The organism is Erysipelatoclostridium sp. An173 (genome assembly GCF_963931465.1).
GTDB classification, from domain to species: Bacteria; Bacillota_I; Bacilli_A; order Erysipelotrichales; family Coprobacillaceae; genus Thomasclavelia; species Thomasclavelia merdavium.
Genome location: NZ_OZ007017.1, coordinates 1,476,272 through 1,491,659, shown reverse-complemented (window position 1 = coordinate 1,491,659; position 15,388 = coordinate 1,476,272). Strand labels below are relative to the sequence as shown.

Sequence of the window (15,388 nt, the reverse complement as noted above, 5' to 3'; positions counted from 1 at the left end):
AGGGAAAGCTAGTCTTTCCCTTTTTTAAATAAAAAATACATAAAGAGGAGAAAAGAAATGAAAATTACTGCAAGTTTAGTAAAAGAATTACGTGAAAAAACTGGTGCTGGAATGATGGATTGTAAAAAAGCTCTTGAAGCTTGTGATGGTGACATCGAAAAATCATTTGACTGGCTAAGAGAAAAAGGTATTGCTAAAGCTGCTAAAAAAGCAGATCGTATTGCTGCTGAAGGATTAACTGCATTTGTTGTAGAAGGTGATGTAGCTGCTATCGTTGAAGTAAACTCTGAAACAGATTTCGTAGCTAAAAACGCTGAATTCCAAGCTTTAGTAAACACAATTGCAAAAGCTGTTGTTGATAATCAACCTGCTGATTTAGAAGCTGCATTAGCAGTTAATGTTGATGGAAAAGATTTAGCTACTGTAATTGCGGAAGCTAGTGGAAAAATCGGAGAAAAAATCAGCTTAAGAAGATTCCAAGTATTAACTAAAAATGCTGATGAAGAATTCGGTGCATATTCACACATGGGTGGAAAAATGACTTCAGTTGTAAAAGTTGCTAATACAACAGCTGAAAAAGCTCGTGATGTAGCTATGCATGTCGCTGCTTCAAATCCAACATATATTGATAGAACAGCTATTCCTCAAGAAGTTTTAGATCATGAATTATCTGTATTAAAAGCACAAGCTTTAGCTGAAAATGAACAAGCTGCTAAACCTAAACCAGAAAATATCGTTGAAAAAATGGTACAAGGAAGATTAAACAAAAACTTAAAAGAAATGTGTTTAGTTGATCAAGAATTTATTAAAAATCCTGATGAAACTGTAGGTAAATACTTAGGAGAAGGTAAAGTTCTTGAAATGGTAAGATTCCAAGTTGGTGAAGGAATGCAAAAAAGAGAAGAAAACTTCGCTGAAGAAGTTGCTGCTCAAATGAAAGCTTAAAAAGTCTAAAACGCCATCATTAGATGGTGTTTTTTTATGACTTAAGCCTACCTTGACTATTATTAGAAAATGTGATAAATTTTTTTAAGAAAAGAATCATTATAAAATTATAATGAGATGTTCATTGGGCATGAATCTTTTTATAAATTTAAAACAAGGAGACTAATATGAAGTATAATCGGGTATTATTGAAATTAAGTGGAGAAGCTTTAGCAGGAGATGATAAAACAGGTATTAATGCACATACTGTAGCTGACATTGCTCGTCAAATTAAAGATGCTAAAGAACTAGGTGTTGAAATCGCAATTGTTTGTGGTGGTGGTAACCTATGGCGTGGTAAAACTGGTGCCGATATGGGAATGGACCGCTCTAGTGCAGATTATATGGGAATGCTTGCAACAGTAATGAATGGTTTAGCAGTTCAAAATGCATTAGAAACAATTGGAGTTCCAACAAGATTATTATCAGCAATTGAAATGCGTCAAGTTGCAGAACCTTATATTCGCCGCCGTGCTATCCGTCATTTGGAAAAAGGACGAATTGTAATTTTTGGTGCGGGAACTGGAAGCCCATTTTTTACAACAGATACAACTGCAGCTTTAAGAGCAGCCGAAATCAATGCTGATGTAATTTTAATGGCTAAAAATGGTGTTGATGGTGTATATTCAGCTGATCCTAAAGTTGATCCTAATGCAAAACGTTTTGATTCAATTTCTTATTTTGATGTATTACAAAAAGATTTAAAGATTATGGATCAAACAGCAATTACATTATGTAAAGATAATAATATTGATTTATGTGTATTTAATATGCAAGAAGAAGGTAATATCGCTAAAGCATGTAATGGCGAAGTTATTGGAACAACAATTTCAGGAGGAAAATAAAATGATAGATTTAATCTTAGAAGATGCAAGTGAAAGAATGAAAAAAGCAATTGAAGCTTTTCAACGTGATTTATCAACAATTAGAACTGGACGTGCTAACCCTAATATGTTAGATCGTGTTATGGTAGATTATTATGGTTCACCAACACCAGTTAATCAAATTGCTGGTATTTCTGTTGTTGAAGGTCGTCAATTAGTAATCAAACCTTATGATAGATCTAGTATTAAAGATATTGAACATGCTATTTATGAAGCTGGATTAGGATTAACACCACAAAATGATGGTGAATTAATTAGAATTATGGTGCCAGCATTAACAGAAGAAAGACGTCGTGAGTTTGCTAAAAATGTATGGAAATTTGCAGAACATGCAAAAGTATCTATTCGTAACATTCGTCGTGATGCTAATGATGAAATAAAAAAGACTGATGCTCGTGAAGATGAAGTAAAAGATGGTCAAGAAAGAGTTCAAAAATTAACTGATAAATTTGTTAAAGAAATTGATGAAATTGCTAAAAACAAAGAAAAAGATATTATGACTGTATAATAAATAAATTAGGACGCTTAGCGTCCTTTTTATTTTGTTTTTGGTATTGTTTGTATTTTAAATTTTTATAATAATATAGTTTAAAATCAATTGTATAAGATTGTTTGGTTGTATTCATGATTTAGCTTAGACTTTTTTTTACCCGCATTTTGTGGTATAATCTCGACGAGTCATACAGGAGGATTAGTAGATGTTTTTTAAAAAGAAGAATAATGAAATAAATTATCAAGATCTTGATATGAATAATATTCCTGGACACATTGCTTTTATCATGGATGGAAATGGGCGCTGGGCTAAGCAAAGAAAGATGCCTCGTACTTATGGTCATCATGAGGGAACTAAAACAATTAGAGATATTGCATTAAGCTGCAATAAATTAGGAGTTAAAGCAATGACTGTCTATGCTTTTTCGACTGAAAATTTTGCTCGTCCTAATCAGGAAGTGCAATATATATTTAAATTACCAAAAGATTTTTTCGAGTCTTATATGAAAGAATTGATGGAAAACAATGTCAAAATTACTACTATCGGTCATTTAGAAATGGCCCCTCAAGAAACCCAAGATATTATTAATAAGGCGATTGAAAAAACAAGTCATAATACTGGCCTTATTTTGTGTTTTGCGTTTATTTATGGTGGTAGAGATGAAATTGTATGGGCAACTAAAAAAATAGCACAGAAGGTAAAAAATGATGAATTATCAATTGATAATATTGATGAAAATATCTTTAATCATGAATTAATGACTAAGGATTTACCAGATGTTGATTTAATGGTCAGAACAAGTGGAGAGCAAAGATTGTCTAATTTTTTACTATGGCAATTAGCTTATGCTGAATTTGTATTTACTGATGTTTATTGGCCTGATTTTAATGAAGAAGAATTGAAAAAAGCAATCTGGTTATATCAAAATCGAGATCGCCGTTTTGGAGGTTTAAAATAATGAAGCAGAGAATTATTACTGCGATAGTTTTAATGATTATCGCAATTCCTTGTGTGGTTTTAGGAGGATATTATTTTAAAGCTTTAATAGGAGTTGTTTTAGCTTTATCAGTATATGAAATGTTACATATTTGTACTCGACCACGGATAAAAATATATTTATATGTAATTGTTTTATTGTTTTTCTTATATGGATTTATTTTTGATTTAAATGATTTATTTATTGCATCGTATGGAATTTTAGTATTCATGGTTGCTTTATTTGCAGCTACTATATTTGATGAAACATTAACAATTGAAAGAACTGGTTATATTTTTACTATGGGAGTATTAATTGCAGCTGGCTTACATGCAATGTTAGTAATTCGTAATCAATATGGTTTTCAATATGTTATTTTATTAGCTCTTGCAACGTATGGTAGTGATACAGGAGCTTATTTCACGGGAGTGCTTTTTGGTAAACATAAATTAATACCACGACTTTCACCTAAAAAAACTATTGAAGGATCAATTGGTGGCATTGTTTTGGGTACCTTATTATCTGTAGGATATGCAAGTTATTTAGGTTATCTAGATAGTAATATGATTTTAATTCCAGCATTCTTTGTTTTAACGATCACAGGACAAATTGGTGACTTAGTTTTTAGTGCTGTTAAGCGTCATTTTGGAGTAAAAGATTATTCTAATTTATTACCAGGACATGGTGGAATTTTAGATCGTATTGATAGTATAGTATTTAATTGTGTGGTTTTTAGTTTCTTTTTAGTTATGGTGAGGTTATAAAATGAAAAATATTACAGTTTTAGGAGTTACGGGATCAATAGGAATGCAAACTGTTGATGTAGTAAAAAATCACTTAGATAAATTTAAAATTGTTGCTATGTCCGCAGGCTATAATATTAAACGGGTAGAAGAAATTCTTGAAATGATCGATGTTGAGTATGTTTGCGTTGTTCAAAAAAAGGATGCTCAATATTTACAAGAAAAATATCCTGATTTAAAAGTAACTTATGGTCAAGAAGGTCTGATAAAAATAGCAACTTTACCACAAATTGATATTGTTTTAAATGCAATTGTTGGTTTTGCTGGACTAGTGCCAACTATTGAAGCAATTAAAGCAAAAAAAGATATTGCTCTTGCAAATAAGGAAACATTAGTAGTTGCTGGGCATATAATTACTAAACTGGTTAAAGAAAACAATGTTCGTTTATTACCAGTAGATAGCGAACATTCAGCAATTTTTCAATCTTTAAATGGTGAAAAGCACCAACAGATAAAAAGAATAATTTTAACGGCTAGTGGTGGCAGTTTCCGTGATAAATCACGTGATGAATTAATTGGTGTTACTGTTGAAGAAGCATTAAACCATCCTAATTGGTCAATGGGAGCGAAAATTACAATTGATAGTGCTACGTTATTCAATAAAGGTTTAGAGGTTATTGAAGCTAAATGGTTATTTGATGTATCATATGATCAAATTGATGTTTTAATTCATCCTGAAAGTATTATTCATTCAATGGTAGAATTTGTTGATACTTCAGTAATTGGACAACTAGGTAATCCTGATATGCGTTTACCAATTCAATACGCTTTGACATACCCTGATCGTGATGTTTTGGTTAATGGGGAAAGTTTAGATTTAGCTAAAATAGCTTCATTGACTTTTAAAAAGCCAGACTTAGATCGTTTTAAAGCTTTAGCGCTAGCTTACAAGGCTGGAAGAACAGGCGGGAGCATGCCATGTGTTTTAAATGGTGCTAATGAAATGGCTAACGAATTATTTAGAAATAACAAAATTGAGTTTTTACAAATTGAAGAACTTGTTGAAAAAGCTTTAAAAGCACATCAGGTAATTAGTGATCCTACATTAGAACAGTTAGTTAAGGTTGATAGCTGGGCTAGAAATTTTGTTTTAAAAGAGATAGGAGAAGATTAATGCAGACATTAATAAATATAATTGTATTTATTTTAATTTTAGGAATTGTCGTTTTAATTCACGAGTTTGGACATTTTATAACTGCTAAATCTTTTGGAGTTTATTGCAGTGAATTTTCTATTGGAATGGGGCCTAAATTATTTTCTAAAAAAATAGGGGAAACTGAATATGAAATTCGAGCTTTACCTATTGGTGGTTTTGTTTCAATGGCTGGTGAAGCTGATAATGAAATAGAAGAATTTAAGGATGTCCCTTTTGAAAGAACAATTAATGGAATCAGCTGCTGGAAAAAAGTTGTTGTTTTTTTAGCAGGAGTTTTTATGAATTTTATCTTATCAATTGTAATACTAATTGGGGTATATTCATTCATTGAAGTTCAAGACAATACACCTGTAATTGGTTCGGTTAGTGATAATGGTCCTGCGATGATGGCTGGAATTGAAGCGGGAGACCGTATTACTAAAATTGCTTATGATGGTGAAGAATATATTATTGGTTCTTATGACGATATTCGTGAGGTAATGGGAAAAATTGAATCTGATGATAAAACTGTAACTGTCGAGGTTGAATTAGTTCGTGATTCAAAAACATTAACAAAACAGGTTAATGCCCAATATAGTGAAGAAAGTGGAATGTTTATATTAGGAGTCATTTCAGGAACAAGACAACTTAGCTTTTTTGAAGCGGTAAATTATGCTTTTGATCAGTTTAAGACATTATCACTATTGATTTTTACTACTTTAGGACAATTATTTACTGATACAGCTAATACGATTGGACAATTATCGGGGCCAGCTGGTATTTATTCAACTACTGCTCAAATAACGGCGACCGGTTCGATAAGTCAGTTATTGATCTTTTTAGCATTGATTTCAACTAACGTTGGTATTTTTAACTTATTACCGATTCCAGGTCTTGATGGCTGCCAGGTAATTTTTGCTTTGGTTGAAAAAATGATAGGTCGTGAATTACCGCTAAAATTGCGCTATGCTTTACAGTTAGCTGGTTTAGCGTTAGTTTTTGCTTTATTAATATATGTAACAATTAATGATGTTTCGCGAATATTAGGATAATGGGAATTAATTTTCCCATTTTATTATGTTATAATGATTGCTATGAAAGAAAATAAGGGTGATTAAATGGAAGATAGATTTTTAATACTGTTAAAAAATTTAAAAATTGAACAAAGTACCGATGAATTAAAGAATGGGAAAATTGATAAAGTTGTCGTCGCTAAAGATAATAGTTATATTTTTTATTTATCATTTGAACATATGTTACCTTTTAGTGAATTTCAACTATTAATTACAAATAGAGAGCATTTTCCATATCCAGTTAGTTATCATCTTACTTATCAAGATGATAACTATGATCAAGAACAATTATCATTATACATTGGTTATGTTTTAGAACAATTAAAACAAGAATATCCTGTTTGTGCCACTTTAACAATCGATAGTATTAAAGTAGAAAATAAAATTAAAATTGAAACTTGTAATGAAATCCAATTAGAACAATTAAAACAATTAAATAGTCAAATAACAAAAATGTTTTCTAGAATTGGTATTAATAAAAACTGTGAATATTTTATTGATGAAAATAATAATACTTTTAAAAATATTCAGGCTGAAATGGAAAATCCAGAATTGCCAGTAATTGAAAAACCTAAAGAGGTTAAAACAAAACCAGTTAGCCAGGATAATAATTATTATCGAAACAATTCAAGACAAAAAAATAATGCAATTTCTTTACGTATTGAAGAAATTACTAACCAGACAATGGAAAATAATATTGTTATTACTGGTTATGTTTTTAAAACTGATTTAATTAAAATTAAATCAGGAAAACATATACAAAGTTTATGGGTCACTGATTATACTGATTCAATTATTGTTAAAAGATTTGAAAATAACTCTAAAAATACTTTAGAAGAATTAAAATTAGTTGGTAAAGGCGGTATATGGGTTAAAGTTCGCGGTGAAGTTCGTTTTGATAGTTATTCTAAAGAAACTGTAATGATGGCTAGAGACTTAGAAATAATTAAAGGGCCTGCTTCTAGACAAGATAAAGCTGAAGTAAAAAGGGTAGAGTTACATACTCATTCTAAAATGTCAACTATGGATGGTATAAGCACTATTAGTCAGTATGTTCAAACTGCTGCTAAATGGGGACATCAAGCAATTGCTATTACTGATCACGAAAATGTTCAATCTTTTCCTGAAGCGCAAATCGCAGCAGGGAAAGCAGGTATAAAAATGATATATGGAATTGAATTTAATATGATCGATCCAGTATTAAATATTGTCTATAATCCTATTGATACTTCTATTGAACATGCTACTTATGTTTCTTTTGACTTAGAAACAACAGGACTTTCAGTTATCCATGATGGGATAACTGAATTTGGTGCAGTTAAAATAAAAAACGGTGAAGTAATTGATCGGATGCAAACATTTATCAATCCAGAAAAAACTATTTCTTCAAGAATCAGCAATTTAACTAATATTACAAATGATATGGTTAAAAATGAAAGAACAATTGCTGAAGTATTACCAGAAATAATCGATTTTTTTGATGACTGTATTTTAGTTGCTCATAATGCAAGTTTTGATATTGGTTTTTTAAATGAAAATTTGCGTCGTAATAATATGCCTGAAATAAAAAATCCTGTAATTGATTCCTTAGCTTTAGCAAGAGCAATTTTAAAGCCATTAAAATCATATCGTTTAGGAAATGTATGTCGTTTATATCGTGTTAATTATGATGATGAAGTTGCTCACCGTGCTGATTATGATGCGCAGGTATTAGCTGATGTATTTACAATGATGTTACATCAGATAATGCAAGGTGGTAAATATAATTTATTAGACTTATGCGAACTAACAGGTGATGATATTTATAAAATAGTTTATCCATATCATATGACAGCATTAGCTCTAAATAAAAAAGGGTTAAAAAATATGTTTAAACTAGTTAGTGAATCAAATACGGTATATTTCCATGGAAGTTCTAGAATTCCTAAAGAACGTTTAGAGTTTTACCGTGAAGGTTTATTGTTTGGTACTAGCTGTTATAATAGCGATGTATTTGAAGCGGCTTTAAATCTATCTGATGATAAATTACAAAAAGCAATGGAATTTTATGACTATGTCGAAATTCAACCGCTTGATGATTATAACCATTTAATTGATCGAGGTAAATTACAAAGTAAAGATGAATTAATTAAATCGCTTTGTCGAATAGTTGATTGTGCTAAAAAGTTAAATAAAATAATTGTTGCAACTGGAGACGTGCATTTCTTGGATCCTAAAGACAAGATATTTAGAGATGTATTTATTTCTAATCCAACGATTGGAATCGGACATCGAGCTCATCCATTATGTAACCGTCATGATCCAAAAGCGCCTAATCCTTGTCAATATTTTAGAACAACAGATGAAATGATGGAATGTTATCCATATCTACCTCAAGATGAGGTTTATGAATATGTTGTTACTAATACTAATAAAATTGCAGATATGGTTGAAGAAATTAAACCGGTTCATGATAAACTGTTTACACCAAAAATTCCAGGTGCTGATGATAATTTAAAGAAAATCTGTTATGATACAGCCCATCAAATGTATGGTAATCCTTTACCATCAATAGTTGAAAAAAGGTTGGAAAAAGAATTAAGTAATATTATTAAACATGGATTCGGGGTTATTTATTATATTTCTCACTTACTAGTAAAAAAATCTAATGATGATGGCTATCTAGTAGGATCGAGGGGGTCTGTAGGTTCTTCGTTTGTGGCTACGATGGCTGGAATTACTGAGGTTAATCCCTTACCACCTCATTATATTTGTCCTAATTGCTGTCATAGTGAGTTTTTAGAAGAAGGTGTTGTCAGCGATGGTTACGACTTAGAGGATAAAGCCTGTCCAAAATGTGGAGCAATCATGAAAGGTGAAGGTCATAATATTCCTTTTGAAACTTTCTTAGGATTTAATGCTGATAAAGTACCGGATATTGATTTGAACTTCTCAGGTGAATATCAAGCTAAAGCTCATGCATTTACTAAAGAAATTTTTGGTGAAGATCATGTCTTTAGAGCCGGGACTATTTCTACGGTCGCTGAAAAAACGGCTTATGGTTATGCTAAAGGATATGCAGAGTTGATGGGTAAAGAAAATTCAATTCGATCAGCTGAATTAGAACGAATAGCAGCTGGCTGCGGTGGTGTTAAAAGAACAACGGGACAACATCCCGGTGGGATAATTGTAATTCCAGGTGATATGGATGTTTTTGATTTTACACCTTATCAATATCCAGCTGATGATTTAACAGCAGCTTGGCGAACAACCCACTTTGACTTCCATGCTATTCATGATAATGTCTTAAAATTTGATATTTTAGGTCATGTTGATCCAACTGTAATTAGAATGCTTCAGGATTTAACTGGAGTTGATCCTAAATCAATTCCTACTAATGATAAAAAGGTCATGAGTTTATTTACAAGCAGTGAAGCATTAGGATGTAATTTGGATTTTATTGGTTGTAAAAATGGGGCCTTAGGCTTACCGGAATTTGGTACTACTTTTGTTCGTGGGATGCTTGATCAAACTAAACCAAAAACATTTAATGACTTGGTAATTATTTCAGGTCTATCTCATGGAACTGATGTTTACTTAGGAAATGCAGAAACTCTTATTAAATCAGGAACATGTACTCTTTCAGAAGTAATTGGATGTCGTGATGATATCATGGTATATTTAATTGAAAAAGGATTACCAAATAAAGATGCTTTTGATATCATGGAATGTGTTCGTAAAGGTAAGTCACCAGCTGTTTTCCCAGAAAAACAATATGAAGAGTTAATGAAAAAACATAATGTTCCTCAATGGTATATTGATTCTTGTAAAAAAATTAAATACATGTTCCCTAAAGCCCACGCTGTTGCTTATGTATTATCGGCAATTCGTGTTGCCTGGTGGAAAGTGTATTATCCTCGAGAATATTATGCTGTTTATTTTTCAACTCGTTGTGATTTCTTTGAAATTGAGACTTTAATTAAAGGTAAAGATGCGATCATGGCTCGTCGTAATGAAATTATGCAATTACGCCAGGAACACAGTGCTTCAAATAAAGATGAAGGTCTATGGGATGTTTTTGAAATTGCATTAGAAATGATCGAACGTGGCTATCATTTTAGTCCAATTAGTTTAGAGTATTCACAGGCTAACAAATTTATTCTTGATCCAAATGATGAAAAAGGATTGATTCCACCATTTAGTGCTATTGATGCTTTAGGTGATGCTGTTGCTTCAACTGTTGTTGAAGCTAGAAAAAATGGTCCATTTTTATCTAAAGAAGATGTGGTAAAAAGAACTAAATTAAACAACTCGCATATTAAAACATTATCAAAAATGGGTGTTTTTGATGGTATGCAGGAAAGAAACCAGCTTTCACTTTTTTAAATATTGCATTGATAAAAAAAGTGTGTTATTATAATTGTAGTTTCATAACGGAGCGGAGTGGGGCAACCCACTCTTTATTATTGAATAGAGGTGAGATGATGGAACTTTTACAAGAGATTAAAACAATAATTGAACCGATTTTACAAGAACATGATGTTTATTTAGATGATATGGAATATGTTCAAGAAAATGGTGAATGGTATTTACGTATTTTTGTCGAAAAAAACTTAGGATCATTAGACATGGATACTTGTGTTGCTGTTAGTGAAGCAATTAGTGAAAAATTAGATGAAACAGATCCAATTAAAGGTGAATATTATTTAGAAGTTTCTTCACCTGGAATTGAAAAACCATTAAAAACATTTGAACAAGTAACAGGAGCTATAGGTAAATATGTCTATGCAAAATTCTACAATCCAACGGCAGGAATGGATGAGGTAGAAGGTTATATTAAAGGAATTGAAGATAAAACGATTGAATTTGAATATTTAGTTAAGAATATTAAAAAGAGTATTAAAATTGACTATGACAATATTAAATTTATAAGACTGGCTGTTAAATTTTAGGAGGAAATAAAAAGTGGCAGGAAAAAAATTCATGGATGCATTAAATTTATTAATTGAAGAAAAAGGAATTGAAAAAGAAGTCTTTTTAGATATGCTTAAAGAATCAATTGCAAAAGCATATAAAAAGAATTATTTAAGTTCTGATGCAAATGTCCGTGTAGAAATTAATGAAAAAACAGGTAAATTTAGATTGTTTGAATTAAGAACTGTTGTTGATGATTTAGAAGATGAAGATATTGAATTATCATTAGAAGAAGCACAAGCTATTAATCCTAAATATCAAATTGGAGATGTAGTAGAAACTGAAGCTGATGTTGAACATATTGGTCGTTTAGCAGCAATTCAAACAAAACAATTATTTAGACAAAGAATTCGTGAAACAGAAAAAGAAACATTATATAATGAATTTGCAGATAAAAAAGACGATATCATCACAGGAATTGTTGATCGTGTCGAACCAAATTTCGCAATTATTAATATTGGAAAAACTGGTGCTTTTTTAGCTGGAAATAAACAAATTCCTGGTGAAAAATTAGTAGAAGGACAACATTTAAAAGTATATGTAAGTGATGTTGACCGTGGAACTAAAGGTACTCAAATAGTTGTAAGTCGTACTGAACCAAACTTTGTTAAAAGACTATTTGAACTTGAAGTTCCTGAAGTTTATGATGGAACTGTAGAAATTAAAGCTGTTTCTAGGGAACCTGGTGAAAGAAGTAAAATGGCTGTATATACAAGTAATGAAAACATTGATCCAATTGGTTCATGTGTAGGTCCTAAAGGAAGTCGTGTTAAAAATGTTGTCGATGAATTAAATGGTGAAATGATCGATATTATTTTATGGAATAGCGATCCTGTTGTTTTTATCTCTAATGCACTAAGTCCTTCTGAAGTTAAACATGTATCTATCGATGAAGAAAAACATAGTGCTTTAGTAATTGTACCTGATGATCAGCTTTCATTGGCAATTGGTAAACGTGGTCAAAATGCTCGCTTAGCAGTTAGACTAACAGGATGGAAAATTGATATTAAGTCACTTAGCGAAGCGAAAGAATTAGGTTTAATTGATCTTCCTGAAACAGTAGCTGAACCTGAAACTTTAGTAGATGATGATTTCGAAAAAGAATTTGCTCAAGAAATGATGGAAGAATCACATGAAGAAGAAATCGTTGAGCCTCAAGAAACTACAAATGAAGTCGTAACTGATTCATATGATGATGATTATGATGATTTTGATGACTACGATGATGAATACAGCAAGTATGATGAAGAAATTGATTATGATGAATACGATAAGTACTATGATGATAAATAAGGAGTGGTAGAATGCGTAAAATCCCATTAAGAAAATGTTTAGCGACAGGTGAACAATTACCAAAACAACAATTAATTAGAGTTGTTCGTAATAAAGAAGGGGAAGTATTTGTAGATCCAACTGGAAAAATGAATGGTCGTGGTGCTTATTTAAAACGTAGTCATGCTGCTTTTGAAAAAGCCAAACAAAAAAAACTACTTGCTCGAGCTTTGCAAGTAGAAATACCTGAAGAAATTTTTAGTGAATTGGAAAAATATGCCGATGAATAATGCTTTAAATATTTTAGGTTTGGCTTCAAGAGCTCGTAAAATTGTTACCGGTGAAATGCTGATAACGATGGTTAGAAATAATCGTGTTCATTTAGTAATTATTGCAACAGATGCTAGTGCTAATACTAAAAAGAAGCTAGTTGATAAATGTACTAGTTATAATGTGGAATATATTATTACTAGTAATATTCAAGAATTATCTAGAGTCATTGGTAAGTACAATCGTGTTGCTGTTGGGATTCAGGATGCTGGATTTGCAAAATTATTTAAAGAAAAGATAGGAGGGTGAATGTATGGCAAAACATAATAAACACAATAAAAATAAAAAGGGTGCGCCAAAAAAGAAACAATTACAATCAAATTTTCCAACTAAAAAAGATGAAAAAGAAGTAAAAGATGGTGTTATCGTTTACGAAGAAGGTATCACAGTTGGTGAATTAGCAGAAAAAATTGGACAAACCCCTGCAAATGTAATTAAAGTTTTATTTTTACTTGGAATGATGGTTACTATTAACTCTTCTTTAACAGATGAACAAGTCGAATTGATTTGTTTAGAATATGGCTTTGATACTGAAAAACATGTTGAAGTAAGTGAAGTAAATTTTGAAGAATTAGAAGTTCAAGATGATGAAAAAGATTTAGTGCCAAGATGTCCTGTAGTAACTATTATGGGACATGTTGACCATGGGAAAACAACTTTACTAGATACAATTAGAAAATCTGCAATTGTTGAAGGTGAATTTGGTGGTATTACCCAACATATTGGGGCTTATCAAGTTGATGTAAATGGTAAAAAAGTTACCTTCTTAGATACACCAGGGCACGAAGCGTTTACAGCAATGCGTGCTCGTGGAGCTCAAGTTACTGATATTGTAATTATTGTTGTAGCTGCTGATGATGGTGTTATGCCACAAACTAAAGAAGCAATTGACCATGCTAAGGCAGCAAATGTACCGATTGTTGTTGCAATCAACAAAATTGATAAAGAAGGTGCTGATCCAGAAAGAATTAAAGGAGAAATGGCTGAACAAGGTCTTTTACCTGAAGAATGGGGTGGAGATACAGTTTATTGCGAAATTTCTGCTAAAAAAGGAATCGGTATTGATGAGTTATTAGAAACATTAACAGTTGTAGCTGAATTAGCTGATTTAAAAGCTAATCCAAATCGTTATGCATATGGTAGTGTTGTTGAGGGAAAACTAGATAAAGGCCGTGGACCGGTTGCAACATTATTGGTTTCTAATGGTACTTTACGGGCTGGAGATCCAATTGTTGTTGGAACTTGTTATGGACGTGTTCGTCAAATGTTAGATGATCGTGGTAAAATCATTAAAGAAGCTTTACCAGCTACTCCAGTAGAAATCACTGGATTAAATGATGTTCCTGTTGCTGGTGATAAATTCATGGTTTTTGAAAGTGAAAAACAAGCTCGTAGTGTTGGTGAAGCGCGTTTACGTGCTAAACAGGATAAAGAACGTAGTACTGGAGCAGCTTTATCACTTGATGATTTATTCTCACAAATTAAAGAAGGAGAAATTATCGATTTAAATATTATTGTTAAAGCTGACGTTCAAGGTACTGCTGAAGCGGTTAAAGCTTCACTAGAAAAAATTGATGTTGAAGGGGTTAGAGTAAACGTTATCCGTTCAACTGCTGGTGGAATTTCAGAATCTGATGTTTTATTAGCGTCAGCATCTAATGCTATTATTTATGGTTTCAATGTTCGTCCTAATGCAAAAGTTCGACAAAAAGCCGAAGAAGAAGGTATTGAAATTAGACTTCATAACATTATTTATAAAATGGTTGAAGAAATTGAAACCGCAATGAAAGGTATGCTTGCCCCTGAAGTACAAGAAGTTATTACTGGACAAGCTGAAATTAGACAGGTAATTAGAATTTCTAAAATCGGTAATATTGCTGGATGTTATGTAACAGATGGTTATATTCGTCGTAATTGTGGTGTTCGTTTAATTCGTGATGGTGTTGTTGTTTATGAAGGTAAATTAGCATCATTAAAACGTTTCCAAGACGATGTTAAAGAAGTTCAATCAGGTTTTGAATGTGGATTAAGCATTGAAAACTACAATGATATCAAAGAAGGAGATATCGTTGAAGGATATATTATGGAAGAAGTAGAAAATAAGTAGGTGATATTTAATGGTCTTAAAAAAAGATAAGATGAATGGGATAATTCAACGTGAGTTATCACAGATCCTTCAGTTCGAAGTAAAAAATTCAAAAATTGGATTTTGTACTATTACAGCTGTTGAAACTACTAAAGATTTGTCTATTGCAAAAGTTTATGTTACTTTTTTAGGAAAAGATGATACTAATTATGATAAGAAAATGGAAGCTTTAGAACGTTCTAAGGGATTTATTCGTTCTTTGCTTGCAAAAAGACTAACAATTAGAAAAGTACCAGAATTAAAATTTGTTCTAGATACATCTTTAGAATATGGAAATAGAATTGAAAAAATTATTAATGATTTAAATCACCAGGATAAATCGGAATAGCATTTTTGCTA

Annotated in this window: 14 protein-coding genes; all 14 read left to right on the top strand. The window is 31.5% G+C overall.

Annotated elements, in window-relative coordinates:
* The first annotated feature begins 57 nt into the window (after nt 1–57).
* The 14 genes from tsf (at nt 58) to rbfA (ending at nt 15,377) form a co-directional block, all read left to right on the top strand.
* On the top strand, nt 58–945 hold the full coding sequence (gene tsf, locus ABGT36_RS07525) for a translation elongation factor Ts (RefSeq protein ID WP_296884232.1): 888 nt from the start codon (nt 58–60) through the stop codon (nt 943–945).
* A 167-nt stretch (nt 946–1,112) separates the two neighbouring features.
* Nucleotides 1,113–1,829: a UMP kinase gene (pyrH, locus tag ABGT36_RS07520; RefSeq protein WP_087298464.1), complete on the top strand. Its 717-nt coding sequence runs from the start codon at nt 1,113–1,115 to the stop codon at nt 1,827–1,829.
* Nucleotide 1,830: 1 nt separating this feature from the next.
* Nucleotides 1,831–2,376 (top strand): ribosome recycling factor, encoded by a 546-nt coding sequence (gene frr, locus ABGT36_RS07515; protein ID WP_087298465.1) that lies wholly within the window; start codon nt 1,831–1,833, stop codon nt 2,374–2,376.
* 190 nt (nt 2,377–2,566) lie between these two features.
* Entirely contained in the window at nt 2,567–3,319 is a 753-nt protein-coding gene (locus ABGT36_RS07510) for an isoprenyl transferase (protein WP_296884410.1), read from the top strand.
* Nucleotides 3,319–4,101 carry a phosphatidate cytidylyltransferase gene (locus ABGT36_RS07505; protein ID WP_087298467.1) on the top strand — a complete coding sequence of 261 codons (783 nt, stop codon included), beginning with the start codon at nt 3,319–3,321 and terminating at the stop codon, nt 4,099–4,101. The genes ABGT36_RS07510 and ABGT36_RS07505 overlap by 1 nt, the downstream gene beginning before the upstream one ends.
* A gap of 1 nt (nt 4,102) precedes the next feature.
* Nucleotides 4,103–5,254 (top strand): 1-deoxy-D-xylulose-5-phosphate reductoisomerase, encoded by a 1,152-nt coding sequence (locus tag ABGT36_RS07500; RefSeq protein ID WP_346677520.1) that lies wholly within the window; start codon nt 4,103–4,105, stop codon nt 5,252–5,254.
* Nucleotides 5,254–6,327 (top strand): RIP metalloprotease, encoded by a 1,074-nt coding sequence (locus ABGT36_RS07495; RefSeq protein ID WP_087298469.1) that lies wholly within the window; start codon nt 5,254–5,256, stop codon nt 6,325–6,327. Before ABGT36_RS07500 ends, ABGT36_RS07495 begins: the two co-directional genes overlap by 1 nt.
* A gap of 66 nt (nt 6,328–6,393) precedes the next feature.
* Nucleotides 6,394–10,713, top strand: coding sequence for a PolC-type DNA polymerase III (locus tag ABGT36_RS07490; protein ID WP_308697722.1), 4,320 nt, complete (start codon nt 6,394–6,396; stop codon nt 10,711–10,713).
* A 98-nt stretch (nt 10,714–10,811) separates the two neighbouring features.
* Nucleotides 10,812–11,279 carry a ribosome maturation factor RimP gene (gene rimP, locus ABGT36_RS07485; protein WP_087298471.1) on the top strand — a complete coding sequence of 156 codons (468 nt, stop codon included), beginning with the start codon at nt 10,812–10,814 and terminating at the stop codon, nt 11,277–11,279.
* A gap of 13 nt (nt 11,280–11,292) precedes the next feature.
* Nucleotides 11,293–12,594, top strand: coding sequence for a transcription termination factor NusA (gene nusA, locus ABGT36_RS07480; RefSeq protein WP_087298472.1), 1,302 nt, complete (start codon nt 11,293–11,295; stop codon nt 12,592–12,594).
* Between the two features lie 11 nt (nt 12,595–12,605).
* Complete coding sequence (locus ABGT36_RS07475) at nt 12,606–12,863, top strand: RNase P modulator RnpM (protein ID WP_087298473.1); 258 nt, start codon at nt 12,606–12,608, stop codon at nt 12,861–12,863.
* The gene (locus ABGT36_RS07470) at nt 12,835–13,152 is read left to right on the top strand and encodes a ribosomal L7Ae/L30e/S12e/Gadd45 family protein (protein WP_239404197.1); all 318 of its coding nucleotides are present in this window, start codon (nt 12,835–12,837) and stop codon (nt 13,150–13,152) included. The genes ABGT36_RS07475 and ABGT36_RS07470 overlap by 29 nt, the downstream gene beginning before the upstream one ends.
* A gap of 4 nt (nt 13,153–13,156) precedes the next feature.
* A complete protein-coding gene (gene infB, locus ABGT36_RS07465; RefSeq protein ID WP_087298475.1) occupies nt 13,157–15,010 on the top strand; it encodes a translation initiation factor IF-2 in 1,854 nt (617 codons plus the stop codon).
* A gap of 10 nt (nt 15,011–15,020) precedes the next feature.
* Nucleotides 15,021–15,377: a 30S ribosome-binding factor RbfA gene (rbfA, locus tag ABGT36_RS07460; protein ID WP_087298476.1), complete on the top strand. Its 357-nt coding sequence runs from the start codon at nt 15,021–15,023 to the stop codon at nt 15,375–15,377.
* Nucleotides 15,378–15,388: the final 11 nt, after the last annotated feature.